25 protein-coding genes and 1 riboswitch are annotated in these 26260 nt (G+C 74.4%); of the genes, 11 read left to right on the top strand and 14 right to left on the bottom strand.

Annotated features, from left to right (window positions below; all coding sequences use genetic code 11):
- Positions 1–83: 83 nt before the first annotated feature.
- A complete protein-coding gene (locus tag ACO0M4_RS03230) occupies positions 84–806 on the bottom strand; it encodes an AAA family ATPase (protein ID WP_430371221.1) in 723 nt (240 codons plus the stop codon).
- A 289-nt stretch (positions 807–1095) separates the two neighbouring features.
- A riboswitch (glycine riboswitch) is annotated at positions 1096–1191 on the top strand.
- Positions 1192–1343: 152 nt separating this feature from the next.
- Here ACO0M4_RS03230 and gcvT point away from each other — a divergent pair.
- The 4 genes from gcvT to ACO0M4_RS03210 all read left to right on the top strand — a co-directional run bounded on the left by gcvT (position 1344) and on the right by ACO0M4_RS03210 (position 6077).
- Positions 1344–2501 (top strand): glycine cleavage system aminomethyltransferase GcvT, encoded by a 1158-nt coding sequence (gcvT, locus tag ACO0M4_RS03225; RefSeq protein WP_430368063.1) that lies wholly within the window; start codon positions 1344–1346, stop codon positions 2499–2501.
- Between the two features lie 152 nt (positions 2502–2653).
- Positions 2654–3031, top strand: coding sequence for a glycine cleavage system protein GcvH (gene gcvH / locus ACO0M4_RS03220; RefSeq protein WP_430368061.1), 378 nt, complete (start codon positions 2654–2656; stop codon positions 3029–3031).
- Positions 3032–3130: 99 nt separating this feature from the next.
- Positions 3131–4390: a serine hydroxymethyltransferase gene (gene glyA / locus ACO0M4_RS03215; protein ID WP_430368059.1), complete on the top strand. Its 1260-nt coding sequence runs from the start codon at positions 3131–3133 to the stop codon at positions 4388–4390.
- A gap of 304 nt (positions 4391–4694) precedes the next feature.
- Positions 4695–6077, top strand: a complete 1383-nt coding sequence (locus ACO0M4_RS03210) for an L-serine ammonia-lyase (RefSeq protein ID WP_430371220.1) — start codon at positions 4695–4697, stop codon at positions 6075–6077.
- A gap of 75 nt (positions 6078–6152) precedes the next feature.
- Here ACO0M4_RS03210 and ACO0M4_RS03205 read toward each other — a convergent pair whose 3' ends face one another.
- The 4 genes from ACO0M4_RS03205 to ACO0M4_RS03190 form a co-directional block, all read right to left on the bottom strand.
- On the bottom strand, positions 6153–6449 hold the full coding sequence (locus ACO0M4_RS03205; RefSeq protein ID WP_430368057.1) for a hypothetical protein: 297 nt from the start codon (positions 6447–6449) through the stop codon (positions 6153–6155).
- Between the two features lie 140 nt (positions 6450–6589).
- Positions 6590–7333, bottom strand: a complete 744-nt coding sequence (locus ACO0M4_RS03200) for a phosphatase PAP2 family protein (protein ID WP_430368056.1) — start codon at positions 7331–7333, stop codon at positions 6590–6592.
- Positions 7330–7986 (bottom strand): phosphatase PAP2 family protein, encoded by a 657-nt coding sequence (locus tag ACO0M4_RS03195; protein ID WP_430368055.1) that lies wholly within the window; start codon positions 7984–7986, stop codon positions 7330–7332. Before ACO0M4_RS03195 ends, ACO0M4_RS03200 begins: the two co-directional genes overlap by 4 nt.
- A gap of 106 nt (positions 7987–8092) precedes the next feature.
- Positions 8093–8818 carry a DedA family protein gene (locus ACO0M4_RS03190; RefSeq protein ID WP_430368053.1) on the bottom strand — a complete coding sequence of 242 codons (726 nt, stop codon included), beginning with the start codon at positions 8816–8818 and terminating at the stop codon, positions 8093–8095.
- A 113-nt stretch (positions 8819–8931) separates the two neighbouring features.
- Here ACO0M4_RS03190 and ACO0M4_RS03185 point away from each other — a divergent pair, with 113 nt between their 5' ends.
- Positions 8932–9360, top strand: a complete 429-nt coding sequence (locus tag ACO0M4_RS03185) for a BlaI/MecI/CopY family transcriptional regulator (protein ID WP_430368052.1) — start codon at positions 8932–8934, stop codon at positions 9358–9360.
- The gene (locus tag ACO0M4_RS03180) at positions 9357–10319 is read left to right on the top strand and encodes a M56 family metallopeptidase (protein WP_430368050.1); all 963 of its coding nucleotides are present in this window, start codon (positions 9357–9359) and stop codon (positions 10317–10319) included. The genes ACO0M4_RS03185 and ACO0M4_RS03180 overlap by 4 nt, the downstream gene beginning before the upstream one ends.
- Before the next feature lie 183 nt (positions 10320–10502).
- Here ACO0M4_RS03180 and ACO0M4_RS03175 read toward each other — a convergent pair whose 3' ends face one another.
- Both ACO0M4_RS03175 and ACO0M4_RS03170 read right to left on the bottom strand, forming a co-directional pair.
- Positions 10503–12002: a sensor histidine kinase gene (locus tag ACO0M4_RS03175; protein ID WP_430368049.1), complete on the bottom strand. Its 1500-nt coding sequence runs from the start codon at positions 12000–12002 to the stop codon at positions 10503–10505.
- Entirely contained in the window at positions 12003–12737 is a 735-nt protein-coding gene (locus ACO0M4_RS03170) for a response regulator transcription factor (RefSeq protein WP_430368047.1), read from the bottom strand.
- A 238-nt stretch (positions 12738–12975) separates the two neighbouring features.
- Here ACO0M4_RS03170 and ACO0M4_RS03165 point away from each other — a divergent pair, with 238 nt between their 5' ends.
- The 4 genes from ACO0M4_RS03165 to ACO0M4_RS03150 all read left to right on the top strand — a co-directional run bounded on the left by ACO0M4_RS03165 (position 12976) and on the right by ACO0M4_RS03150 (position 16563).
- Positions 12976–14277 (top strand): glycosyltransferase, encoded by a 1302-nt coding sequence (locus ACO0M4_RS03165; RefSeq protein ID WP_430368045.1) that lies wholly within the window; start codon positions 12976–12978, stop codon positions 14275–14277.
- Between the two features lie 249 nt (positions 14278–14526).
- Positions 14527–15081, top strand: a complete 555-nt coding sequence (locus ACO0M4_RS03160; protein WP_430368044.1) for a GH25 family lysozyme — start codon at positions 14527–14529, stop codon at positions 15079–15081.
- 98 nt (positions 15082–15179) lie between these two features.
- On the top strand, positions 15180–16010 hold the full coding sequence (gene nadE / locus ACO0M4_RS03155) for an ammonia-dependent NAD(+) synthetase (RefSeq protein ID WP_430368042.1): 831 nt from the start codon (positions 15180–15182) through the stop codon (positions 16008–16010).
- A gap of 184 nt (positions 16011–16194) precedes the next feature.
- Complete coding sequence (locus tag ACO0M4_RS03150; protein WP_430368040.1) at positions 16195–16563, top strand: hypothetical protein; 369 nt, start codon at positions 16195–16197, stop codon at positions 16561–16563.
- Positions 16564–16650: 87 nt separating this feature from the next.
- On the opposite strand, the gene ACO0M4_RS03145 is transcribed toward ACO0M4_RS03150, so the two are convergent.
- The 7 genes from ACO0M4_RS03145 to ACO0M4_RS03115 all read right to left on the bottom strand — a co-directional run bounded on the left by ACO0M4_RS03145 (position 16651) and on the right by ACO0M4_RS03115 (position 23524).
- Entirely contained in the window at positions 16651–17535 is an 885-nt protein-coding gene (locus ACO0M4_RS03145; protein ID WP_430368038.1) for a cytochrome c biogenesis CcdA family protein, read from the bottom strand.
- Entirely contained in the window at positions 17532–18305 is a 774-nt protein-coding gene (locus ACO0M4_RS03140) for a DsbA family protein (protein WP_430368036.1), read from the bottom strand. The genes ACO0M4_RS03145 and ACO0M4_RS03140 overlap by 4 nt, the downstream gene beginning before the upstream one ends.
- A 67-nt stretch (positions 18306–18372) precedes the next feature.
- A complete protein-coding gene (locus ACO0M4_RS03135) occupies positions 18373–18795 on the bottom strand; it encodes a hypothetical protein (RefSeq protein WP_430368034.1) in 423 nt (140 codons plus the stop codon).
- Positions 18796–19128: 333 nt separating this feature from the next.
- On the bottom strand, positions 19129–19668 hold the full coding sequence (locus ACO0M4_RS03130; protein ID WP_430371219.1) for an ATP-binding protein: 540 nt from the start codon (positions 19666–19668) through the stop codon (positions 19129–19131).
- 262 nt (positions 19669–19930) lie between these two features.
- Positions 19931–20698, bottom strand: coding sequence for an enoyl-CoA hydratase/isomerase family protein (locus tag ACO0M4_RS03125; protein WP_430368032.1), 768 nt, complete (start codon positions 20696–20698; stop codon positions 19931–19933).
- A gap of 72 nt (positions 20699–20770) precedes the next feature.
- Entirely contained in the window at positions 20771–22000 is a 1230-nt protein-coding gene (locus ACO0M4_RS03120) for a L,D-transpeptidase (RefSeq protein WP_430368030.1), read from the bottom strand.
- A 201-nt stretch (positions 22001–22201) separates the two neighbouring features.
- Complete coding sequence (locus tag ACO0M4_RS03115; protein ID WP_430368028.1) at positions 22202–23524, bottom strand: Ig-like domain-containing protein; 1323 nt, start codon at positions 23522–23524, stop codon at positions 22202–22204.
- A 324-nt stretch (positions 23525–23848) separates the two neighbouring features.
- Between ACO0M4_RS03115 and glgX the strand changes: the two genes are divergently transcribed.
- The gene (glgX, locus tag ACO0M4_RS03110; RefSeq protein ID WP_430368026.1) at positions 23849–26158 is read left to right on the top strand and encodes a glycogen debranching protein GlgX; all 2310 of its coding nucleotides are present in this window, start codon (positions 23849–23851) and stop codon (positions 26156–26158) included.
- Positions 26159–26260: the final 102 nt, after the last annotated feature.

Genomic DNA, 26260 nt, shown 5'->3' with positions numbered 1-26260 from the left:
ACGGGCGGAGCGCCGGTCGCCGAAGCCGGCGGTGGCCACGATGGTCGGGCGAGCGGGGCCGGGTGCGGGCGGCCCCGGCCCGGTCAGCCGAACGTGACGCGCTCCAGGGCCCCGGCGGCGGTCCGGTCCAGCAGCACCGCGGAGCCGAAGCCCGACGGCAGCCGGGCCTCCTCGGCCCGGGCGACCAGCCGGCGGACCGCCCGGCGGTGCCGGGCGAAGGCGTACCGCGACACCCCCCGGCCGCGCGCCCGTTGGCCGGTCAGCGCCGCCTCGGGCGGTACGTCGAGCAGCACCAGGTGCAGCCCCCGGCCGTCGCGCCGGACCGCCCGGGAGAGCCAGCGGCGCACCCACGCCAGCGTCCCGCAGTCGTGCACCACCACACTCCCGCCGGAGCGCACCGCACGGCGCAGCGCCAGATAGTGCGCGACCCGGACCAGCGGGCGGTAGAGCGCGTACGGGAGGCGGCGCAGTCGGCCGCGCTCCCAGCGTTCCCGGGCGTCCTGGGAGTCGACGCGGTGCACCGGGGCGCCGCGGCCGTCGTGGTGCGGCACCACCCGGCCCATCAGGGTGCTCTTGCCGCTGCCGGGCAGCCCGGAGATCACGATCAGGTCGCCGGCCGGGAAACGGAGCGCGGTGCGGGCGGCGCGGGCGCCGTCCCGCAGATCGATGATCCGGGGCCGGTCGGACCGGGCGGCGGGGCGGGGGCGGCGCTTCGCCGCGGGCGCGGGCGGCGCCGGTTGTGGTGCGGGCTGTGGCGGTGCCACCCCCGCCGTCGTCGCGTACGCCGCTTCGCTGTGCACCGTGATCGCCCCTCCCCGTCGGCTCAGGTCGGGTTCGGGACCCGGCCTTCCCGCAGAGTGTCAAGAAAAGGTAATGAGCAGCAAGGCGGTAGCCGTCCGTACCAAGGGATCTGACGGTCCGACGGGGCCGACGGGCGACGCGGCGGCGGGCCCGGCCGGCCGGGCGCGGTACGGGTGGCCGGTCACGGAGCGGCGGCCGGGGCTCCTGTATCCGGCGATCCCGTGTAATGATGTGGCCGCCACGGGCACACCACTGGTCACTCGTGCACAGCCAGCCAACTGCATACCGGCCGCTTGAATCCGCGCGGGAGAGTCCCCGGCCGCCACGGCGGGGCGCCGAAGGAGCAAGTCCTCCCTTGAATCTCTCAGGCCCCTATACCGCGCGGGCGAGGCAGATCTGAAAAGCGAGTCGCGGCCCGGCTGAAGGGGGCGGCTCCACCCAAGGTGCAAACCGGGTCCGGTCGCGGACTCCCGGTGAACCTCTCAGGTTCCGATGACAGATGGGGAGACCGTCTTGTCACCCATGCCTGGGAGCCCCGAACGATGACTGATGCCCCTCGCCGTACCGCGCTGGATGCCACGCACCGCGCGCTCGGCGCGACCATGACCGACTTCGCCGGCTGGGACATGCCGCTGCGCTACAGCAGCGAACGCGAGGAGCATGTCGCGGTCCGCACCCGCGCCGGCCTGTTCGACCTCTCCCACATGGGCGAGATCACCGTCACCGGTCCGCAGGCCGGTGCCCTCCTCGACCACGCGCTGGTCGGCAACATCGGCGCCCTCAAGGTCGGCCGGGCCCGCTACACCATGATCTGCGGTCCCGACGGCGGCATCCTCGACGACCTGATCGTCTACCGGCTCGCCGAGCGCGAGTTCATGGTCGTCGCCAATGCCTCCAACGCCCAGGTGGTGCTGGACGCGCTGACCGGCCGGCAGGCGGGCTTCGACGCCGCGCTCCGCGACGACCGGGACGCCTACGCGCTGATCGCGGTGCAGGGCCCGGAGTCCCCCGGCATCCTCAAGAAGCTCTCCCCCAAGGTCTCGACTTCGCTCGACCAGGGAGGTGCCCCCATCGCCGACCTGGACGGCCTGAAGTACTACGCGGGGCTGCCCGGCACGGTCGCCGGCGTCGAGGTGCTCATCGCCCGGACCGGCTACACCGGCGAGGACGGCTTCGAGCTGTTCGTCCGGCCGGCGGACGCGGTCGCCCTGTGGACGGCGCTGACCGAGGCGGGCCGGGACGTCGGCCTGATCCCGTGCGGCCTGTCCTGCCGCGACACCCTGCGCCTGGAGGCGGGGATGCCGCTGTACGGGCACGAGCTGACGACCGCGCTCACCCCCTTCGACGCGGGCCTGGGCCGGGTCGTGAAGTTCGAGAAGGAGGGCGACTTCGTCGGCCGCGCCGCGCTGCGGGCGGCCGCCGAGCGCGCCGAGCAGGACCCGCCGCGCAAGCTGGTCGGCCTGATCGCCGAGGGGCGCCGGGTGCCGCGCGCCGGCTACCCGGTCGTGGCGGCCGACGGCACGGTGATCGGCGAGGTCACCTCGGGAGCGCCGTCCCCGACCCTCGGCAAGCCGATCGCCATCGCCTACGTCGACGCCGGGTACGCCGCACCGGGCACGGAGGGCGTCCGGGTGGACATCCGCGGCACGCACGAGCCGTACGAGGTCATCGCGCTGCCCTTCTACAAGCGGCAGAAGTAGCAGGCGGCGCCGGCGCGGCCGCGGTGCCCGCCGCGGACCTGCGCCTTTGCGTCCGGCATCACGTGTCTCACTGGGCAAGACCCTCCCCCCGGACTTCGTCCGGGAGGTGCCCCCCTTCACGATCACACCCTCGCGTACAGGAGAATCAAGCCATGGACAACCCCCAGCAGCTGCGCTACAGCAAGGAGCACGAGTGGCTGTCGGACGCCGAGGGCGGCGTCTCGACGGTCGGCATCACCGAGCACGCGGCCAACGCCCTCGGCGACGTCGTCTTCGTGCAGCTCCCCGAGGTCGGGGCCACCGTCACCGCGGGCGAGTCCTGCGGCGAGCTGGAGTCGACCAAGTCCGTCAGCGACCTCTACTCGCCCGTGGACGGCGAGATCACCGAGGTCAACGAGGACGTCGTCGCCGACCCCTCGCTGGCGAACTCCGCCCCGTTCGAGGGCGGTTGGCTGTTCAAGGTGAAGATCACCGGTGAGCCGGAGGACCTGCTCACGGTCGACGAGTACACCGCCTTCACCGCCGGCTGACTCCCCCAGCTCACGCTGGGAGTGCCCTGGCCCCGGCCCCGCCACCGCACGGGCGGGGCCGCGGCGCCCCGCCCGCTCCCCCTCTCTCCAGGAAGTCTCATGTCGCTTCTGAACAGCTCCCTCCATGAGCTCGACCCCGACGTCGCCGCCGCCGTCGACGCCGAGCTGCACCGTCAGCAGTCCACCCTCGAAATGATCGCGTCGGAGAACTTCGCCCCGGTCGCCGTCATGGAGGCCCAGGGCTCGGTCCTCACCAACAAGTACGCCGAGGGCTACCCGGGCCGCCGCTACTACGGCGGCTGTGAGCACGTCGACGTCGTCGAGCAGATCGCCATCGACCGGATCAAGGCGCTCTTCGGCGCCGAGGCCGCCAACGTCCAGCCGCACTCCGGCGCGCAGGCCAACGCCGCCGCGATGTTCGCGCTGATCAAGCCGGGCGACACCATCCTGGGTCTGAGCCTCGCCCACGGCGGGCACCTCACCCACGGCATGAAGATCAACTTCTCCGGCAAGCTCTACAACGTGGTGCCCTACCACGTCGACGAGAAGACCAACCTGGTCGACATGGAGGAGGTCGAGCGCCTCGCCAAGGAGCACCGCCCCAAGCTGATCGTCGCCGGCTGGTCCGCCTACCCGCGCCAGCTCGACTTCGCCGCCTTCCGCCGGATCGCGGACGAGGTCGGCGCGTACCTGATGGTCGACATGGCCCACTTCGCCGGCCTGGTGGCCGCGGGCCTGCACCCCTCCCCCGTACCGCACGCCCACGTCGTGACCACCACCACGCACAAGACGCTGGGCGGCCCCCGGGGCGGCGTCATCCTCTCCACCCAGGAACTGGCCAAGAAGATCAACTCGGCCGTCTTCCCGGGTCAGCAGGGCGGCCCGCTGGAGCACGTGATCGCCGCCAAGGCCGTGTCCTTCAAGGTCGCCGCGTCCGAGGAGTTCAAGGAGCGCCAGCAGCGCACCCTTGAGGGCGCCAAGATCCTGGCCGAGCGCCTGATCCAGGACGACGTCAAGGAGCACGGCGTCTCGGTGCTCTCCGGCGGCACCGACGTCCACCTCGTCCTGGTCGACCTGCGCGACTCGGCTCTCGACGGCCAGCAGGCCGAGGACCGCCTCCACGAGGTCGGCATCACCGTCAACCGCAACGCCATCCCGAACGACCCGCGGCCCCCGATGGTCACCTCCGGCCTGCGGATCGGCACCCCGGCCCTGGCCACCCGCGGCTTCCAGGCCGAGGACTTCCGCGAGGTCGCCGACATCATCGCCGAGGCGCTCAAGCCCACCTACGACCGCGAGACGCTCAAGGCCCGGGTCACGGCCCTGGCGGAGAAGTTCCCGCTGTACCCGTCGCTGTGACGGGCTGGTTACCGGGGCACCACCACCCCCGGTAACCAGGCGGCGGGCCGCACCCCGGCCCGCCGCCGCACCGGGCCCCGCACCGGACCTCCGGCCCCGGCCCGCCCTCTGTGCCCGGACGCCCGCCCTCGCGCCCCTCGGCGCCGCCGCCGTCCGGTTTCACCTCCTCTTCGCCCGCCCGCCGCACCCCGTCCGGCGGCAATCCCCCGCGAGCGGGTTACGCTCGACAGCCGGGCCGGAAACACCCCATCCTGCCCCGATGTGCTCCACCGTCCACCACGAGCAGACAAGGGAGTCCGCCCCCGTGGCCATCTCCGTCTTCGACCTCTTCTCCATCGGCATCGGCCCGTCCAGCTCCCACACCGTCGGCCCCCTGCGGGCCGCCCGGATGTTCGCCCGCCGGCTCAAGAAGGACGGTCTGCTCGCTCAGACGGTCTCGGTGCGCGCCGAGCTGTTCGGCTCGCTGGGCGCCACCGGCCACGGCCACGGCACCCCCAAGGCCGTGCTGCTCGGCCTGGAGGGCCACTCCCCGCGCACCGTCGACGTCGAGACCGCCGACGACGAGGTGGCGCGCATCCGCACCACCGGCCGGCTGCGCCTCCTCGGCGCCGAGATAGGCACCGCGCACGAGATCGACTTCGACGAGTCCACCCAGCTGATCCTGCACCGCCGCCGGTCGCTGCCGTACCACGCCAACGGCATGACCCTCTTCGCCTACGACGCGGCGGGCGCCCCCCTGCTGGAGAAGACCTACTACTCGGTGGGCGGCGGCTTCGTCGTCGATGAGGACGCGGTCGGCGAGGACCGGATCAAGCTCGACGACACCGTCCTGACGCACCCCTTCCGCACCGGCGACGAGCTGCTGCGACTCTCCCGGGAAACGGGCCTGTCGATCTCCGCCCTGATGCTGGAGAACGAGAAGGCATGGCGCACCGAGGAGGAGATCCGCGCCGGCCTGCTGGAGATCTGGCAGGTCATGCAGGGCTGCGTCAGCCGCGGCATGGCCCGTGAGGGCATCCTCCCCGGCGGCCTGAAGGTCCGCCGCCGCGCCGCCAACGCCGCCCGCGCGCTGCGCTCCGAGGGCGACGCGGCCGCCCGCGCCATGGAGTGGGTCACCCTCTACGCCATGGCCGTCAACGAGGAGAACGCCGCCGGCGGCCGGGTGGTGACCGCCCCCACCAACGGCGCGGCCGGCATCATCCCCGCGGTGCTGCACTACTACGTCAACTTCGTCCCGGGTGCGGATGAGGACGGGGTGGTCCGCTTCCTGCTCGCGGCGGGCGCCATCGGCATGCTCTTCAAGGAGAACGCCTCGATCTCCGGCGCCGAGGTCGGCTGCCAGGGCGAGGTCGGCTCCGCCTGCTCGATGGCCGCCGGCGGCCTGGCCGAGGTGCTCGGCGGCAGCCCCGAGCAGGTCGAGAACGCCGCCGAGATCGGCATGGAGCACAACCTCGGCCTGACCTGCGACCCGGTCGGCGGCCTCGTCCAGATCCCGTGCATCGAGCGCAACGGCATGGCCGCCGTGAAGGCCGTCACCGCCGCCCGGATGTCGCTGCGCGGCGACGGCCGCCACCACGTCTCCCTCGACAAGGTCATCAAGACCATGAAGGAGACCGGCGCCGACATGAGCGTCAAGTACAAGGAGACCGCCCGCGGCGGCCTCGCGGTGAACATCATCGAGTGCTGAGCCCCGGCACCCGGCGCCCCGGGCCCCGGTGAGGTCGTACCTCGCCGGGGCCCGGGGCGTTTGCGTCGGCGGGTCCTACCGCCCGATCTCCCAGGCGAACGGTGGGAGTTCGCTGGCGCGGGAGTAGATGTCCAGGGCCTGGGCGGTGGGGGCGAAGGGGTGGACGCGGGCGCCGTCGAGGCCGGGGAGGAGGCGGGCGCAGTGCTGGACGCAGCCGGCCACTTCGCGGCCGTGGCGGTCGATGAGGGTGGCCGTGTCGGGCGGGCCGTCGCACGGGGTGGGATCGGCGGCCGCGGCGGCCGGGCAGCGGTTGCGGGCGGCGGCCCACGTGGCCGGGCGGGCGGCGGGCGGGGAGCTCGTCGACTGGTTCATGGCAGTCCCCCTGGTGCTACGCAGGTACGGGTGCGGGCCCGGTGGCGGTCGGGCGCGGTCACCGGTGCCCACGACAGTGGTGCTCGGCACGGCGGGGGTCCATGCGGCCTTGGCGAAGACCTGGGGCGATCGTCGGGGAATCATGGCCAAGCGCTGGGGGGAGCTTCCGGGCGGCCGGTGGGCGGCACGGCCAGGGGGTCGAGGAGCAGGGCGAGGGCCAGCAAGGTGGCGGCCAGGAACCAGCCGGCCAGCACGTCGCCGGCCCAGTGGACGCCCAGGTAGACGCGGGTGAGGCCGACGCCGACGGCCCAGAGGGCGAGCAGGGCGCACCATGGGCGGCCGGTGCCGGGGCGGGTGCGGTGCAGCACGCCCCAGGCCAGGATGCCGGCGGCCAGCGCGGAGGTGGTGGCGTGGCCGGAGGGGAAGGAGTAGCCGGTGGCCCGGGCGGCCCAGTCGGCGAACGGTGGGCGGGGCCGGGCGAACAGCTCCATCAGGCCGTAGCGGACGGCCTGGCAGGCGGCGAGGACGAGCGCCGCGCAGAGCGCCGCGCGGATCCGGCCGGGGGTGTCGCGGCCGGCCAGAAGGCCGGCGAGGAGCGCCATCAGGTAGGGGACGACGCCGGTGCCGGTGGCGGTCAGGGCGCCGGCCAGGGAGCGCAGCGACTCCCCGCGGTGGGCGGTGGCCCAGTGGAGGGCGGCCCGTTCTGGGGCGAGCGGGGCGCCGTGCCGGACGGCCGCGGTGACGGCCACGGCGGTGAAGAGGGCGGCGCCCAGGGCCGCGGCGATCAGGAGGTGGCTCGGGGGCGCGCCCAGGCGCGGGCCGCGGCGAGTGCCCTCGCGCGGTGGGCCGGCGGCTGGTTCCGGCGGCGCCCCCGAGGCTGTCACCGGGCGGCGACCAACGGGCGCAGCGGGGTCTCCCGGACCCGTTCGACCAGTGGCGCGGCGCGCCGGGCGAGCGGCATGAGGACCGCGGCGACCAGGGAGCCGACGACCAGGCCGACCACGACGTCGTGCGGGTAGTGGGCGCCGACCCAGACCCGGGAGGCGCCCATCAGGAGCGCGGCCGGGACGGCGATGGCGCCGAGCCGGCGGTCCAGCAGGAGCAGGGCGATGGCCGCGGAGGCGGCGATCGCCGAGTGGTTGCTGGGGAAGGACCAGTCACCGAGCCCCGGGCACGGCTCGACGGTGATGACGTGCAGGGTCTGGCAGGGGCGCTGCTCGTGGAAGAAGCTCTTGACCACGTCGTTGGCCACGTAGGCGAAGACCACGATGACGGGGACGGCCAGCGCCATCGCCATCGTCACGGGGGCCGCCTGCCGCCCCTCCCCGCGGCCGAGCCGGCGGCGGGAGCTGCCGCCGAGCCGCTGTCGGGCACGCCACCAGCCGACCAACATCAGCAGCGCGAAGACCCCCAGCCCGAGGTCGGTCCAGTAGGAGACCAGGGAGTTGAGGAAGTGCGGCATCTGCTGGGCGAAGCCGGTCACAGAGGTGTACAGGCCGCCGTCGATCGAGGCTCCGCCGAAGGCGAGGTCGGTCACTGGGCTTTCTCCTTGGCGGATCGGTGCGTGGTGCGTGGGCTGGGTGCCGGGCGGTCCTGGTGGTGCGCTGACCGCCCGGTGTGCTCCAGTAAGTGTGCCGGGTCGTTCAGGGTGCCGGTGGCACGGTGGCGGGATCCGGCGCATCGGTGGGCTCCGCGGCCGGCCCACCGGCCCGGCGCTGCTTGCGGGAGCGGAGCACTTCCAGGGCGATCGGGGCCAGCGACACCAGGACCACGAGGGCGATGACCGGGAGGAGGTACCGGTCGACGTTGGGTACCGAGGAGCCCAGGGCGTACCCGGCGAGCGTGAGGCCGATCGTCCAGATCAGGCCACCGGTGACCTGCCAGAGGGTGTAGGTGCGGACCGGCACGTTCAGGGCGCCGGCCAGCGGGTTGAGCACGGTGCGGACGATCGGTACGAAGCGGGCCAGGACGATCGCCTTGGCGTGGCCGTAGCGCGTCAGGTACTCCTCGGCGCGGGCGGCGCCCTCCTGGAGCTTGCGGGACCGGCCGCGGGCGAGCAGCGTGCGGCCGCCGCGCCGGCCGATCCAGTAGCCGGTCTGGGAGCCGAGGAGCGTGCCGATAGCCGCGGCAAGGAGCACCTGCGGCAGGGCGAGGTGGACGGCGCCGCCGACGCCGGGCGCGCACAGCAGCCCGGCGGTGAACAGCAGGGAGTCGCCGGGCAGGAAGAAGCCGACCAGGAGGCCGGTCTCGGCGAACAGGACGACGGCGACGCCGAGCGCGCCGAAGGCGGCGAGCAGTGAGCCGGCGTCGAGGATGTTGACCGCCTGGGTGACGGTACTGGCGTGCAGTGCCACGGCCGCTACGGCCATGTCGGTGGCCCCTCCCATAATGGGTTGCGGGTCCGCCGACCGGCCGACCCACCGTCTACAGACCAGTAGACGGTCTACAAAACTGTAGACGACGGGATGGTGGAGGGCGTTCCATGTCGGAGACATCACCCTCGGCTCGTCGCCCCGCCGGCGAGCTGGAGGCGAGCGTGTTGGCGGCCCTGTGGGCGGCCGGAGAACCCTTGACCCCGGCCGAAGTGCAGGGCGAACTGGACGGCCGGCTCGCCCGGACGACCGTCACGACCATCCTCAGCCGGCTGCACGACAAGGGCGCGGTGTCCCGCTCCCGGGCCGGCCGCGGCTTCGCCTATTCGCCGATACACGACTCCGCCGGCCTGACCGCCCGGCGGATGCGCAGCGAGCTGGACAAGCAGGACGACCGCACCACCGCGCTCGCCCGCTTCGTCTCCGAGCTAACCATCGAGGACGAGCAGCTGCTCCGCACCCTGCTGGACGAGGCCGAACCAGGCGGCCCTGATGGCGCTGCCGGCGGCCGACTGCCCGGGTCCGGGACCGCGCCATGATCTTCGCCGTCTGGATCCCGCTGCTGATGCCGCTGCTGGCGGTGCCGACCGCCCGCCGGCTCGCCGAGTCGCTGCCGCCGCGCGCCGCGGCCTGGCTGCTGACCGGCTGCGCCGCCGCCCTGGCCGCCTGCACGGCCGCGGCGCTGGGGCTGCTCACGGCCGCCGGGGCGCTGCGATTGCCACCGGTCGCGGCCTTCGGCCATCTGGAGCGGGCGCTGCCGGGCACCGATGCGGCGGTGACCGTCCCGGCCGCCCCGATCGCCGGTGCGCTGCTGGCCTGCTGCGCGCTCGCGGTCGCCCGCCGCGCCCTGCGGCACCGCGCCGAGCTGCGCGCCGCCCGGCGCACCGCCGACGCCCACGGCCTCGCCGGCGACCTGTGCGTCCTGCCGGACGCGGAGCCCGACGCCTACGCCCTCCCGGGCCGGCCGGGCCGGGTGGTGGTCACCGCCGGGATGCTGCGGGCGTTGCCGCCGGCCGAGCGGGAGGCCCTGTTCGCCCACGAGCGCGCCCACCTCATGGGCCGCCACCACCTCTTCCTGCTCACCGTCGCGCTGGCCGCGGCCTGCCACCCGCTGCTCCGCGGGCTCAAGGCCCCGCTGGCGTACGCGCTGGAGCGCTGGGCCGACGAGTCCGCCGCTTCCCGGGTGGGCGACCGGCAGGTCACCGCCCGGGCCATCGGCCGCGCCGCGCTGGCCGCCCGGGCGCACACCGCGGCGGTCCCCCGCCCGAGCACCGCACTGGCCGCGACGAGCGGCCCGGTGCCCCGCCGGGTCGCCGCCCTGCTCACCCCCGACCGGCCGGCGGACCGCCCCCGTGGCCGGGTGCTGCCGGATGGCCGCCGGCTGATAGCGGCCGCCCTGCTGGCCTGTGTCGCCTTCTCCGCGGCGGGTGCGGTGGACGCGGCGGCCGATCTCCACCAGACCGTGGAGACGGCCCAGAGGGAGCAGCCGGGCCGTTAGCGGGCGCCGCGCCGGCCCCCGCACCGGGGACCCGGCGGCCCCGACGGAGCGGACGCGGCGCCGGGCGCCGGGCACCTGGCGCCCGGTGCCCGGACCGAGCGGACCAGACTGACCGGGCTGACCGGACTGACGGGGCGGACCCGACTGACCGGGCTGACGGGGCTCGTCACCGCAGGCGGCACGTCACCCGCCGGCGTCCACGGCCGCCCGGCCGGGCCGCGGGTCAGGGCCGTCGTCGCCCACCGTGAAGCCCAGCCGGGCGCCGCCGCCGGCGCGGGCGGCGGCGAAGGCACGGCCGCCGTGGGCCGCCGCGATCTCCCAGACGATGGCCAGACCGAGCCCGGAGCCGGGCAGGCCGCGGGCGGCCGGGGCGCGGTAGAAGCGGTCGAAGACGTAGGGGAGGTCACAGTCCGCGATGCCCGGGCCGCGGTCCAGGACCTCGACGCGGGCCCCGGTGACCACGATGTCGATGGGCGTGGTGCCGTCGGCGTCGAACTTGGCGGCGTTCTCCAGGAGGTTGCCGAGCGCCCGGTGCAGGGCGGCCGGGCGGCCCTCGACGACCGCCGGGCGGTCGGTCCGCAGGGTGATCTCGCGGCCGGTGCGGCGGCGGGCCGCGGCGGCCGCGCGGTCGGCGACCTCGGCCAGGTCGACGTCCGACGGCGGGTCGTCATCGCGCTGCCCGGCCGCCAGGTCGACCAGCTCGTTGACCAGGTCGGTCAGCTCCCGGGCCTCGCCGGCCAGGTCGGCGAGCAGCTCCTCGCGGGCGTCCGCCGGCAGCTCGTCGAAGCGCTTGAGCAGCGAGATATTGGTGCGCAGCGAGGTCAACGGGGTGCGCAGCTCGTGCCCGGCGTCCTGGACCAGCCGCTGCTGATCGCGCACCGCGGTGGTCAACCGACCGAGCATGTCGTCGAAGGCCCGCCCGAGCCGGGCGACCTCGTCCCGGCCCGCGACCGGCACCGCCACGTCCACCCGGCCGTGCGCGGCGACGCTCTCGGCGACCGCGGTCAGCCGGACCAGCCGCCCGGTGATCCGGCGGGCCAGCCACCAGCCGACCGCCCCGGCCAGCGCGATCACCCCGGCGGCCAGCAGCACGGTGCGCTGTTGGAGCGCGGAGATCAGGTCCTCGGTGCCGCTGAACTTCTGGGCGACCTGGACGGCGCCGCGCCCGTCGCCGAGCGCGACGGTGGCGACGTGGTACTCCTCGTCGCCGAGGACGGCCACCCGTTCCTCGTAGCTGCCGGCCTCCCGTCGGGCGGTGAGCTGCCGTTCGCGCTCGCCGGCCGGCAGCGCGGGGTGCCCGGCCTCGGCGATCCGCCCGCCGGCGGCCAGTACCTGCACGTCGGTACGGGTGGCGCCGGCCAGTTCGTCGCGCGGCCCACCGGGGTCGACGCCGGGGTCGGCGAGGTAGTCGGCGGGGGTGTGCGGGCGCTCCCGCACCTGGGCCCGCAGGTCCCGGACGACCTCGTTGAAGACCGACTTCTCGTCCAGCCGCACCAGCCGGGCGGCCGAGTCGTAGCTGAGGAAGCCGACCAGGACGGTCACCCCGGCGGCGCCGACGGCGAAGGCCAGCGCGAAGGAGGTGCGCAGGCTGGCCGGTTTGCGGGCGCGCAGCCAGGCCGGCAGCCACCGCGCGACCCGGCGGGTCGACGGTGGCCGGGCGAGTCGGCCGCGGCGCCCGGGCACTCAGTCCTCCCGGAGGACGTAGCCGACGCCGCGCACCGTGTGGATCAGCGGGTGGCTGCCCGGCACGTCGACCTTCCGCCGGAGGTAGCCGACGTAGACGGCGAGGTTCTTCGAGCCGGGTCCGAAGTCGTAGCCCCATATCCGGTCGTAGATCGTGGGGTGGTCCAGGACAATTCCGGCATTGCGGGCCAGTAGCTCCAGCAGCTCGAACTCGGTGCGGGTCAGCTCCAGTTCGCGCGCCCCGCGCCAGGCGCGCCGCGAGGGGCCGTCGATCCGCAGGTCGGCCGCCTCGACGACGCCGCTCCCGGCGGCCCGGGCGTCGTACCCCTCACCGGGCTCGCCGGGCCCGGCGCCGTCGCCGGCCGCCGGCGTGGTACGCCGCAGCAGCGCCCGCAGCCGCGCGAAGACCTCCTCGACCTCGAACGGTTTGACCACGTAGTCGTCGGCCCCGGCGTCCAGCCCGGCGATCCGGTCCGCGGTCTCGACCCGGGCGGTCAGCATCAGGATCGGGGTGCGGTCCTGTTCGGCGCGCAGCACCTGGCAGACCTGGAGCCCGTCGATCCCCGGCATCATCACGTCCAGCAGGATCACGTCCGGCCGCTCCCGGTGGGCGGCGGCCAGCGCCTGGATGCCGTCGGCGACGGCGGTGACCTGGTACCCCTCCAGGGTCAGGGCACGTTCCAGCGCGGCGCGGATGGGGCGGTCGTCCTCGGCGAGCAGCACGGAGTGTGTCACCCGGCCAGTGTGCCAAGGCCCCTCCGGGGAGCCGACCGGCGGCCGGGTCGCCGGCGCTTTCTTACCGGTCTCTCACCCGAGCCACGCCCTCGGCTTACCCGGTCCCGCAACGGTGGCCGATGCCGGACGGGCCGCCCGCGGGGACCGGCCGCGGGCCCGGCCCGGCCGGCAGTACGGACGGCCCGGCGCCCGGGGAACGGTACGGGCCCCTTGGGCGCGACACCCCGGAAGACACCGCATGAAGATCACGCTGCTGCTGCACAACGCCTACGCCGTCGGCGCCGCCCTGCGCGGCACGCTCGCGTTCGCCACCGCGCTCGCCGACCGCCACGACGTCGAGCTGGTCTCGATGCTGCGGCACCGCGAGGTCCCGCGGTGCACGGTGGACCCCCGGCTGCGCCTGGTGCCGCTGGTGGACACCCGGGTGGGCAGTGACGACATGGCGCACCCGCTGTTCGGCGAGCCCGCGCTGGACTTCCCGGCCGCCGACCGGCACCACCACCAGTACAGCCGGCTGGTCGATCTACGGGCCGCGGAGTTCCTGCGCGGCACCGACGCCGACGTCCTCATCGGGACCCGGTCCGGGGTCAACGTCTACCTGGCCCGCTTCGGCCCCCGCCGGGCACTGCGGATCGCCCAGGAGCCGCTGCCGTACGACGCGTACGACGCCCTCCTGCACGCCGAACTCGCCCGCCCCTACCGGGCGTTGGACGCATTGGTCACCACCACCGAGGGGGCTGCGGCCCGCTGGCGGACGCGGCTGCCGCTGCCCGGGGTGCGGGTGCTGGCGCTGCCGGCCGTCATCCCCGCGCCCGCCGCTCCCCCCGCCGCACCGGACGCCGACGCCGACGCCGGGACCGCCGCGCACCCGCCAGCCGGCACCCGAGCAGCCGTCACCGCCCCGGACGCCAACGCCGACCCGCCGACCATCGTGGCGGCCGGCCGGCTGATCCCCGGCGAGCGCTTCGAGCTGCTGGTCGAGGCGTTCTCCGCGGTCTGCGCCAAGCACCCCGGCTGGCGGCTGCGGATCCACGGCGAGGGCCCCGAACGCGCCCGGCTGCGGAGCCTGATCGACGGGCTGGGGCTGACCGGCCGGGCCGAACTGGCCGGGCCGCGCTCACCGGACGGGGCGGAGTTCGCCGGGGCGTCGATCGCCGCCTCGGCCTCGGACACCGAGGCGTCCGGCCCGGCCCTGGTCGAGGCGATGCGGCGCGGCGTCCCGGTCGTCGGCACCGGCCGCCCGCCGGGCCCCACCGAGCTGATCCACGCCGGCGGGGGCGGGGTACTGGGGCCGCGCGACGACGGGCGGGCGTTGGCCGGGGCGCTGCTGGACCTGGCCGGGGACCCGGCGCGCCGGCGGACTCTGGGGGCGGCCGCGCTGGAGAGCGCCCGCCGGCACGGCCCCGAGCCGGTCGCCGAGCACTACCGGCTACTCTTCGCGGAGTTGCGGACCACCCGACGGTCCCGGGCCGTACGCCGCGCGCTCGGCGGAGCCCGGATCCGGGCACGCGCGCTGACCCGGGGGAACGAACGGACCTGAAACGGCCGCACACCCGCGCCGCACACCCCGCACCGCACCGGCCGCCTGCCGCCGCACCGGGCAGCTACCCCTTCTGCACCACCCGCCCCATCCGCGCCGTGCGTCACCCAACTCGCCCGCGCCGTAGGGAACTTCGGCGCGGCAATCTGGCGTCTCCGGTCGTGAACATGCTGAACTGCTCAGGGGCGGCTGCCACTTCGAGCAGATGACGCTTCGCATTCCGCAGGTCCGATGGGCAGGAGGCCGCTCATGCTGCACGGTGTCGATGTCAGCTCCTACAACACCGGATATTCCGCCAATGGACTGGACTTCGTGTTCATCAAGGCCACCGAAGGCCGCTCCTACGTCAATCCGCACCAGTCGGCCCAGGCGGCCCGGGCCCGGGAAGCGGGTGCCGTGGTCGGTTTCTACCACTTCCTGTGGCCGGGGAATGTCGCCGCCCAGGCACGCTATTTCGTGGAGAAATGCGCATCGGTCCAGGGCGATCTCCTGGCCGCCGACTGGGAGACCACCGGCGACGGCAGCTACGCCAGCAACGCGCAGAAGGACCAGTTCCTCCTGGAGGTCAAGAAACTGCGTCCCACCCACCGCGTACTGCTCTACTGCAACCGTGATTTCTGGTTGAACCGGGACACCACGTCGTATGCCGCGGACGGACTGTGGATCGCCGACTACGTCACCGCCGGACAGCCGCGGATCAAGGCGAAGTGGCGTATCCACCAGTACACCGATTCGCCGCTGGACAAGAACGTCGCGACTTTCGCCAGCAAGGCCGAGCTCAAGAAGTGGGCGCACCCCGCATAAACTTCTCCGGCAGTATCCGGATACGCCTGGCGGACACTCCGCGTGACACGATCGCGCGACTGACGAACAGTGCGTGACGAAAAGCGTAAGGAGCACCCGTGACGGACCCGGCGGCCAAGGCCCGGCAGCAGGAGATAGCCCGCGAACTCCAGGTGCCCGCGGAGTTCGACGCCGCGCAGGAGATCGAGCGCCGGGTGTCCTTCCTCACAGCGCAGCTGACCACCACGGGTCTGCGCTCCCTGGTGCTGGGCATCAGCGGCGGGGTCGACTCCACCACCGCGGGCCGGCTCTGCCAGCTCGCGGTGGAGCGGGCCCGCGCCGAGGGCCACGACGCGACGTTCTACGCGATGCGGCTGCCCTACGGCGAGCAGGCCGACGAGAAGGACGCGCAGCGGGCGGTGGAGTTCCTCCGCGCGGACCGGCTGCTGACCGTCGACGTCCGCCCGGCCAGTGACGCGGCGCTGGCCGCGGCCGTGGCCGGCGGCGTCACCTTCCGCGACGCGCACCACCAGGACTTCGTGCACGGCAACATCAAGGCCCGGCAGCGCATGATCGCCCAGTACGCGGTGGCCGGTGCGGAGAACGGCCTGGTCGTGGGCACCGACCACGCCGCCGAGGCGGTCTCCGGCTTCTTCACCAAGTTCGGCGACGGCGCGGCCGACGTGGTCCCGCTGACCGGGCTGACCAAGCGCCGGGTGCGGGCCGTCGCCAAGGCGCTGGGCGCCCCCGCCGAACTGGTCCACAAGGTCCCCACGGCCGACCTGGAGACCCTCGACCCGGGCAAGCCCGACGAGGACGCGCTCGGCGTCAGCTACGACCAGATCGACGACTTCCTGGAGGGCCGGCCGGTCGACGACGCCGCCTTCCGGGCGATCGACCGCCGCTACCGCCTCACCGCCCACAAGCGGGCGCTGCCGATCGCGCCCTGAGACGGGCGGGTGCGGCCGTCCGCGGGCGCGGACGGCCGCGCACCATCCGGTCATACTCCGGCAAGGGAGCGGTCACCGGCCCGGTGCTAAACCGTGGGCCACAGCGGGCATGCATCCCGCCATGGGAAGCCACGAAGTGCGATCGGAAGATCAACTGTCAGTGGGGCCGCTTACTCTCCACGGCATGGGTGACGCACGCCTGCACGAACTCCAGACCGCGCTGACCACTGCCTCCGACCTCGCCTCCGCGCTCCGCTCGGCACCGACCCGGCGGGACGCCGACCAACTCGTCGACGTCCTCCGCCAGGCGCTGACCGCCGCCAGCTCGCTGGGGGCCCCGACCACCGGCCCGACGGGCTGCACACTGCATCCCAACGGCGCCGTGGACCCGCTCTACGGCGACCCGGAAGATCCCCTTCCGGCGGGCTACGGCAAATGCCTGCTCTGCAACGACCGGCGCCGCCGGGCCGACGCGCAGCATCCGCACGTCCGCCCGCACGCCCGCCCGCGCCCCCGGCCGCACCCCGGCTGGCACCGCCGGCTGAGCGCGTAGGGCCCCTGCGGCGGATCGGGGCGGGCCCGGGGCCGGCCCGGTGGATCACGGCCGGGGACTCTCCGCCCCCGACCCACCGGACCGGACCTAGCGGGATCCCGGGTCCGGGCCTTCGGGCTCGGCGGCCCGGCGTTCCGCCGCGGCGTCCCGCTTCCGTTCCGGCCGCAGGGCGATCCGGCCCAGCACCGCGGCGACAGCCAGCGCGGCCAGCGCGAGCAGCACCGCGTCCGGTACGCCGTTCCCCAGCCGGGCCGCCCAGCCCTCCAGCCCGGCCTCGGCATCCGCGTCCAGGATCCCGGGCAGTGCGCTGGTCCCGTTGAAGCTCAGGAACAGCACGCCGATGCCGAGGAAGAACGCCCCGGAGATCAGCGACGTGGTGTGCAGCCGCAGCCGGCCGAGGGTCAGCTCGCGGCCGCGCAGCCAGCCCCGGGTGCCGAGCCGGAAGCGGTCCCACAGCAGGGCCAGCACGAACAGCGGCAGCGCCATGCCCAGCGCGTAGACGGCGAGCATCGAGGCGCCGTAGACCGGGGAGCCGCTGACCGCCGTCACGGTCAGCACCGCGCCGAGGATCGGCCCGGCGCAGAAGCCGGCCAGACCGTAGACGCAGCCGAGCAGGAAGGTCGAGAGCGCGGTGCGCGGGGTGATCCGGGCGGCCGCGGCCTGGGCCCGCCGGGAGGCGAAGCCCAGGCCGAGGATCTGGGCCACGCCGAGCGCGATGACGACCCAGCCGCCGAGGGCGATCAGCAGGTCGCGGTGGCCGTTGAAGAGCCGGCTGGCGGCCGTGCTGGCCGCGCCCAGCGGCACCAGCGTCGTGGCCAGCCCCAGGTAGAACACCCCGGTGCGGGCCAGCAGCCGGCCGGGGCTGGCCAGCGAGTACGCGAAGAACGCCGGGAGCAGCAGGGCGCTGCACGGGCTGACCAGCGCCAGCGTGCCGCCCAGGAACGCGGCGAGGTAGCCGATGTCGGTGGTCACTTCCCGGCCCCCGCGCCGCCGTGCTTCCCGGCCGCCGCGGCGGCCTGCCGGATCGCCTGCTCGAAGACCCCGGTCTCCTGCGCTCCGGCGATCGGCCGGCCGTTGACCAGGAAGGACGGGGTGGACTGCACCCCGAGCTGGTAGCCCTCGTCCTGGTCCTTCTTCAGGGCCTGGGCGGCCGCCGGGCCGCCCAGGTCGGCGCGGAACTTCGTCAGGTCCGGCACGCCGGCGGTGCGGGCCAGCTCGACCAGCTTGTCCTCGGCGAGCGCGTCGCCCTTGCGGGTCTCGGCGTAGAGCACGTCGTGCAGCTGCCAGAACTTCCCCTGCTGGCCGGCGGCCCAGGAGGCGCGGGCGGCCCGCTCGGAGTCGGCGCCGAAGACCGGGAAGTTGCGGAACTCGATGCGCAGGGTGCCGGCGTCGACGAACTTCTTGACCAGCTCGGGCTGGGTCTCCCGGGTGAAGCGGCCGCAGAACGAGCACTGGTAGTCGGCGTACTCGACGAGGACGACCGGGGCGTCCGGCTTGCCGACCGCGAGCGGGTCGCCGGCGGTGCGCCGGCTGGTGCGGGCCGCGAGGTCGTCGTACAGCTTCTGCTGTCCGGCGTCCTCCTGGGGCTCGACGGAGGCGGCGGCACCGGGGGAGGCGGGGGTGTCCCGGCCGTTCTCGACGGCCTTGCCGACCGCGACGGCGATGGCGATCACCGCCACCACGAGCGCGAGGACCGCGCCGACGGCGGCGATTTTGCGGGTGGGTGAGGCGGACGTGGGCATGCGAAAGCTCCTGACGTACGGAAGGGGTGTGCGGAAGAGGGGGCAGCCGGGGTGGTGGCCGGGCGGCCTATATCCGCAGTACGGGCAGGAGCGCGGTGTGGTCCGTGGCGGGTGCGGCGCCGGTGGGTGGGCGGGCCAGGGCGAACCGGTGGGGTAGGTCCGCGGCGAGCGGCCCGGGGGCGGAGGCGTCCGGGGCGAGCAGCTCGGCGCGGTGCGGGGCGGGCAGCGGCGCGGCCTCGCCCTGGCTCGGCGCATGGCGGCCGGAGCAGTTCTTGACGGAGTCGGCCACCGCTGTCGGGGCGGTGGCGGCGGTCTGCACGGCGGACGCCACGGCCGGACCCACGGGGCCGGTCCGCCAGATCTCGGCGGCAGCGGCCGCGCGGCCGGCGAGCCATGCCTGGTCGCCGCCGATCCGGCAGAGCAGTGGCCCGAAGGCGACCGCCAGGAGGAGCAGCAGGGTCAGCGTCGCCGAGCGGCGCAGCCGGTGCATGGTCCCTCCCCCTCGCTCTCGGTCCGTGTCGTCGGGAACCTCCCATCCTACGGACCGTCGGCACCGGGCGCCCGTGGTGGCATAGCTCACCCCGGCGCACCTCCCCTTTGATGGTGCGACATCCGCATGTATCCGGTTTGTCGGCTTTGGTCGGCGGCGGTCGGGCCTGCCATAGTCGGTCGCGGCGACCCCCGCGGCGCGGGCCGGTCGCCTCCGGCCGCGCGGGCCCCACCCCTTCCGCCCGCGGGCGGCCGGGCACTGGGGCCCACCCCGCGACACCCCGCGGGAGGGCCCCAGTCCCGTTTCACGGGGGCGGTGTGCGGGCCGGCGGGGTCAGCGGTCGTTGACCCGGACCTCGAACCAGGTCGTCTTGCCGCGCGGGAGCAGATCCACGCCCCAGCGGTCCGAGAGCTTGTCGACGAGGAAGAGCCCCCGGCCGCTGACGTCCATCGCCTGGACGGGCATCAGGCACGGCAGTCCGCGCGAGGGGTCGCGCACCTCCACCCGGATCCAGCCACGTCGGCGCAGTATCCGCAGCCCGAACGTGCGGGCCCCGGTGTGCCGTACGGCGTTGCCGACCAGTTCGGAGACCAGCAGCACGGAGTGCTCGGCGAGTTGGGGCGAGAGGGACCACTGCTTGAGGAGGATGGCGGCGGTCAGCCGGCGCGCGGTCCGCGCGGACTGGGGGCGCGAGGGGAGTCTGACCTCGCCCAGGGTCGGGTCACCGACCAGGTCGAGCCCGACGGGCACCGGACCGACCGGAGCCGGGGTCGCCGCCCCGTCCGCATCGGGGGTCTCCCAGCCCGCGGCGGCCGTACCGGCCCGCGGCCGCGGCTGCTCCATTCCTTCGAGGCCCGCCATGCCCTCCATGATGGCCGCTCGGCGGCGCCTCGGGTGGCGGAACCTGCGGAATCCGTTGTCCGGAATCGTCGGCTCCGCGCCACCCCAGGACATATGCCAACGGCAGCCGGGGTTCGACCGTACCGCGCTGACCTGCGGGAACCTCGTATGCGCGAGGGACCGCCGGGAGCCGCCAACACGGCCCCTTTAAGGCGCAATTAAGTTTTCCGCAATTCGCCCACACGAGGCATGGCGTACCAGCCAAACCCCACACGCCCCGTCAACACCAGTGACATCAGCGGAACTTGGCCTTGCCCGGTCCCTCCTCGACGAAGCTGCGCATGCCGATCTGTCGGTCCTCGGTGGCGAACAGCCCGGCGAACCAGTTGCGTTCGATCGTCAACCCGGTGTCGATGTCGGTCTCCAGGCCCGCGTCGACGGATTCCTTGGCGGCCCGCAGCGCCAGCGCCGGCCCGGCCGTCAGCCGTGCCGCCCAGGCGTGCGCCTGCGCGTAGACCTCGTCGGCCGGCACCACCCGGTCCACCAGGCCGATGGCCAGCGCCTCCGCGGCCTTCACGTGCCGGCCGGTGAAGATCAGGTCCTTGGCCTTCGACGGGCCCACCAGGCGCGCCAGCCGCTGGGTGCCGCCGGCGCCCGGGATCAGGCCGAGCAGGATCTCGGGCTGGCCCAGCTTGGCGTTCTCGGCGGCGATCCGGAAGTCGGCGCAGAGCGCCAGTTCGCAGCCGCCGCCGAGGGCGTAGCCGGTGAGTGCGGCGACCACCGGCTTGGGGATCCGGGCCACCGCGGTGAAGGAGTCCTGGAGGGCCTTGGAGCGCAGGACCATGGCCGCGTGGTCCATGGCCTGCATTTCCTTGATGTCCGCACCGGCCGCGAACACCTTCTCGCCGCCCCAGAGCACGACGGCGCGGACGTCGTCCCGCCGGCCGGCCTCCTCGGCCAGTTCGCGGAGCCGGTCCTGGGTGGCGACGTCCAGGGCGTTCATCGGCGGGCGGTCCAGGCGGATGGTGCCGACGCCGTCGGCGACCTCAAGATGCACAGTCATGCGGGCAGGTTAGTACGCGTTAACGCCGCGCGCCGCCCCGCCCTCGGCCGTCTTTCCGCCCGGGCCGCGGCCCTATGGGGCCCGCCACTTCTCCCAGGAGAGGTTCCAGTCGCCGAAGCCGTTGTCGGGCTGGATGGTGTGGTCGTGGGAGTTCTTGACGATGACCACGTCGCCGATGAGCGAATTCCGGTAGAACCAGGCCGCCGGGGTGTCGGGGTCGCCGCCGCCGCGCTGGTCGTAGAGGCCGACGCAGCCGTGGCTGGCGTTGCGGGTGCCGAACGTCGCCCGGCCCGACCAGTAGTTGCCGTGGATGAAGGTGCCGGAGGTGCTCAGCCGCATGGCGTGCGGGACGTCCTTGATGTCGTACTCGCCGCCATAGCCGACGGTCTGGCCGTTCATCCGCGTCACCGGGTGCTTCTCGCTGATCACCATCTGGCCGTTGTAGGTCTCGGTGCCCGGGGCGCCCGCGGTGATCGGCACGGTCCGCAGGGTCTTGCCGTCGCGGACCACCGTCATCTGCTTCGCGTGGGCGTCGACGGTGCTGACCTGGCTGCGGCCGATGGTGAACGAGACCTGCTTGGCCTGGGTGCCGTAGACGCCCGGGCGGCCCTCGACGCCGTCGAGGTTGAGCCGGAGGGTGACCTTGGTGCCCGGTGTCCAGTACTTCTCGGGGCGGAAGTCGAGGCGGTCGTTGCCGAACCAGTGGCCGGCGACCGGGACGGCGGGCCGCGCGGTGACGCTGATGGCCTTCTCGACGGCCCGGGGGTTGGTGATGCCGCGGGTGAAGCGGATCGAGACCGGCATCCCGACGCCGACCCGCTCGCCGTTCTCCGGGGTGTACTGGCCGATGAAGGTGTTCTTCGGGACGAGCGTGGTGAACGTGGTGTGCTCGGCGGCCTGTCGGCCCCGGGCGTCCACCGCCACCGCGTCGACGGTGTACCGCGTCGAGGCGCCGAGGTGGCTGCTGGGCCGCCACCGGGCGCCGTCGCCGGATATCTTCCCGTCGATCGCGTTGCCCTTGGCATCGGTGACCTTGACGGACCGCAGCCTGCCCTTCTGGGCGGTCACGTTCAGGGCGCCGCTGGTGGCCACGTCCCGGGTGCCGTCCTGGGGGGCTATCACCACGGCGGCCCGTGAGGCGGCGGTGTCCGCCCCGGTCCGCCCGGACGGCTTGCCGCCCTCGTCGCCACCGCAGGCGGAGACCAACAGCAGCAGCGGAGCGAGCAGCAGGGCGAGTGGCGCACCCGGGCGGCGCACCCGCCGCCGGTGCACCGACTCCCCCGCCATCGGCTGGACGTTCACGACTGGCCCCTTCCCCCTCGCACGGCCCGCGGTCCCCCGCGCCCGGACGTCGTCGGCCGGGTGCGTGCCGCTAGATAACCACACCGCACCGACAGTGAACTCCCCCTGAAGGTCACCGTTTAGTCGCGAGCGGCGGGTGGCGGCGCGGGCATGCGTACGAGCGCCCGGGGGTGCTCCGCGGGCGCGCGGGCGGGAGCCGGTTCAGCGCAGCGCGCTACCCGCCCGCCAGGCGGCCCACGGCAGGTTCCAGCCGCCCAGGCCGTTGTCGGGGGCGACGGTGCGGTCCGGGGAGTTGTGGACCTCCACGGTGTCGCCGACGATCGAGTTCCGGTAGAGCCAGCCGGCCGGGGTGTCCGGGCCGCCGCCGCGGACGTCCTTCAAGCCGACGCAGCCGTGGCTGGTGTTGAGACCGCCGAAGACCCCGGGCGGCGCCCAGTAGTTGCCGTGCAGGAAGGTCCCGGACCGGGTCAGCCGCATGGCGTGCGGCACGTCCGGGATGTCGTACTCGGTGCCGAAGCCGACGGTGTCGCCGTCCATCCGGGTCACCGCGTGCCGCTCCAGGATCACCATCGTCCCGTTGTAGGTGGGGTTCTCGGCGTTGCCCGCGGTGACCGGGAGGGTGGCCACCACCCGGCCGTCGCGGCGGACGGTCAGCGTGTGCCCGGCCGCGTCGACGCTACTGATCTGGTCGCGGCCCACCTGGTAGTGCAGGGTCTTGTGCTGGATCCCGTAGGCGCCCGGGCCGGTCCGTACCTCGCGCAGCCGCAGGTGGACGGTGAGGCGGGTGCCCGGCCGCCAGCGGTTACGGGGCCGGAAGTCCAGCCTGCGGTAGCCGAACCAGTGGGGTGCGATCTCGACGGCGGGGCGGGCGCTGACGGTGACCGCGCGCTCCACGGCGGCGCGGTCCAGGATCGGCCGGTTGAAGACCAGCGAGAAGATCAGGCCGGTGCCGACGGTGGTGCCGCTCTCCGGCGAGTAGGAGCCGATGACGCGGTGCGGGGGCGTGAAGGTGCTGAAGGTGGTGTGCCGGGTGGTGCGGTGACCGGAGTCGTCCAGTGCGGTGGCGTCGACGCTGTACCGGGAGGCGAGTTCGAGGGAGTCGGTCACCGGCCGCCAGATCGTGCCGTCCCGGGAGATCCGGCCGGCGACCGACTGCCGGGCGCCGCCGCCGGTCCGGCTGACCTCGACCCGCTCCAGTCGGCCCTCCGGGACCCGGACCTCCAGCCGCCCGTTGGCCCGTACGCCGCGGGCGCCGTCGCCCGGGAGGATCCGGATCGCCTCCTCCGGGGCGGGCGGTGCGCCGCCAAGGAAGACGTCCCGGTCACCGCAGCCGGCCAGCGCCGCCGCGCCGGTGAGCGCGACCAGCAGCGCGCGGGCGGCGCGGCGGAGGCGGGGCGGCCGGGGCGTCGCCGTCCCGCGGGGCGCGCGCAGTGCGCGGCGGGCCGCCGGGCCGTCCGCCGGTGCGCGGTCCGCGGCACGGCCGCCGGTGCCGTCCCCTGGTCGGTGAGAGTGATGGCCGCTCATATGCCGGATTGTGACGGATGATTCGCAAGTTGGGCGGTATGCCGCGAAAGGGGATGTCATGGACGCGTCTCCCCGTGGACGGGGGCGGGTGCGCGGGGCGTCCGGTGGGCCGTGCCGCGCGGAGCCCGGCAACGGGAGTGCGCGGGGGCGGAAAGCGTGAGGCAACGCCCGGTTGCGGGCAGAACAACAGTGCACCCCCGTGCACCGCACGACGGGCGACGGCCCCGCACCCGGCCGGGACGCTCCCCCGGCTCACGCTGGGAGGTACCCCCTGGCCCGGACGCCGCCGCCCGACCGAGCCCTTCAGCCGCAGGAGGCCGGCACGTGTCCAGCGCACCCGAGCAGCAGGCGGTGGCGGACGAACCGCTCGCCCCGCCCGCGGACGTCCGCCCCGGCAGCCCGACGCCCCTGGGGGCCCGCTACCGCACCGGGCCGGACGGTGACGCGGGCACCAACTTCGCCCTGTGGGCGGGCGGCGCCGAGGCCGTCGAACTGTGTCTCTTCGACGACGAGGGGCAGGAGACGCGCCACCTCCTCACCGAGCTGACCCACGAGATCTGGCACGGCTTCCTGCCCGGCGTCCGCCCCGGGCAGCGCTACGGCTACCGGGTGCACGGCCGCTGGGACCCCTGGACCGGCGCCCGCTGGAACCCGGCGAAGCTGCTGCTGGACCCGTACGCCCGGGCCGTGGACGGCGACTTCGGCACCCGCACCGAGGCCGCGCCCGCCGGTCCGGCGCTGCCCGCCCAGCTGTACGGGCACGTCCGGGACTGGCCCGAGCAGCACATCGCCGACACCGTGCGGGACGACCGCGACTCGGCGCCGTACGTCCCCAAGGGGGTGGTGGTCGGCGAGGAGGGCAACGGGGCCGACGGGGCCGACGAGTGGCAGGACGACCGGCGGCCCAAGACGCCCTGGCCGGATTCCGTCCTCTACGAGCTGCACGTCCGGGGGTTCACGATGCGCCATCCGGGCATCCCGGAGCGGCTGCGCGGCACCTACGCCGGGCTCGCGCACCCGGCCGCGCTGGCGCACCTGACCCGGCTGGGGGTGACCGCCGTCGAACTGCTGCCGGTCCACCAGTTCGCGCACGAGGACCACCTGGTGCGCCGGGGGCTGCGCAACTACTGGGGCTACAACTCCATCGGCTACTTCGCGCCGCACGCCGGCTACGCCGCCACCGGGACCCGCGGCCAGCAGGTCGGCGAGTTCAAGCGGATGGTCCGGGCGCTGCACGACGCCGGTATCGAGGTGATCCTGGACGTCGTCTACAACCACACCGCGGAGGCCGGCGAACGGGGCCCGACCCTCTCCCTGCGCGGTATCGACAACCGCGGCTACTACCGCCTCCAAGGGGACCCGCGCCGCTACGCCGACTACACCGGGTGCGGCAACACCCTGCACGTCGTCCAGCCCCACGTCCTGCGGCTGATCACCGATTCGCTGCGCTACTGGGTCACCGAAATGGGCGTGGACGGCTTCCGTTTCGACCTGGCGGCCGCCCTGGCCCGTTCCCTGCACGACGTGGACATGCTCTCCCCGTTCCTCGCGGTGATCGCCCAGGACCCCGTCCTGCGCCGGGTCAAGCTCATCGCCGAGCCGTGGGACATCGGCTCCGGCGGCTACCAGGTCGGCGCCTTCCCGCCCCTGTGGACCGAGTGGAACGACCGCTACCGGGACACCGTCCGGGACTTCTGGCGCGGCGCCACCGGGGACGTCCGCGACCTGGGCTACCGGCTCTCCGGGTCGAGCGACCTCTACGCCTGGGGCGGCCGCCGCCCGTACGCCTCGGTCAACTTCATCACCGCGCACGACGGTTTCACCCTGCGCGACCTGGTCAGTTACGACCACAAGCACAACGAGGCCAACGGCGAGGACAACCAGGACGGCACCCACGACAACCGGTCCTGGAACTGCGGCGCCGAGGGCGAGACCGACGATGTGGACGTCACCGCGCTGCGCCGCCGCCAGCTCCGCAACCTGCTGACCACCCTGCTGCTGTCCACCGGCGTGCCGATGCTGGTGGCCGGCGACGAGATGGGCCGCACCCAGGACGGCAACAACAACGCCTACTGCCAGGACAACCCCACCGGCTGGCTGGACTGGTCGCTGCTGGCCGACCCCCATTGGCGGGCCCTGGCCACGCTCACCGCCCGCCTGATCGCGCTGCGCCGCGCCCACCCCGTGCTGCGCCGCCGGGCGTTCTTCTCCGGCCGTCCGCAGCGCCGCGGCGGCCTGCGCGACCTGGCGTGGTTCGGCGCGGACGGCACGGAGATGACCGAACAGGACTGGTACGCCCCCGGCGCCACCCTGGCCATGTACCTCTCCGGCAACGACATCCCGCAGCGCGACGCCCGCGGCGTCCGCGTCACCGACGACAGCTTCCTCGCCGTCCTGCACGCCGACGCCGCGCCCCGGACGGTGATCCTGCCCGGCCTCCCCTGGGCCGGCACGTACGAGCTCCTGGTGGACACCTCGGCCGAGCCGCCACCGGGCGGACCGGACGGAGCTGACACACCTGGCGGACCTGGCGGACCGACCGAACGGCCGCCGGAGTGCGCGTCGTTCACGGCGGGCGGCGAACTCACCGTGCCGGGGCGGACGGTGCTGCTGTTCCGGGCCGTGCCGGAATGACCGCCGCCTGGCCGGGACCGTGAACTGACGTCACACCACGGCCACTTCGGCGCAGGAGTGGTTACCGGCCCGGCCCGGCCCCGTTCCGGACGCCCGGGCGAA

Origin of the sequence: Streptomyces sp. RGM 3693, from assembly GCF_050471125.1 — a bacterium.
GTDB lineage: Bacteria > Actinomycetota > Actinomycetes > Streptomycetales > Streptomycetaceae > Streptomyces.
The sequence above is the reverse complement of the archived record's forward strand: the minus strand, read 5'-3'. Positions and strand labels throughout refer to the sequence as shown.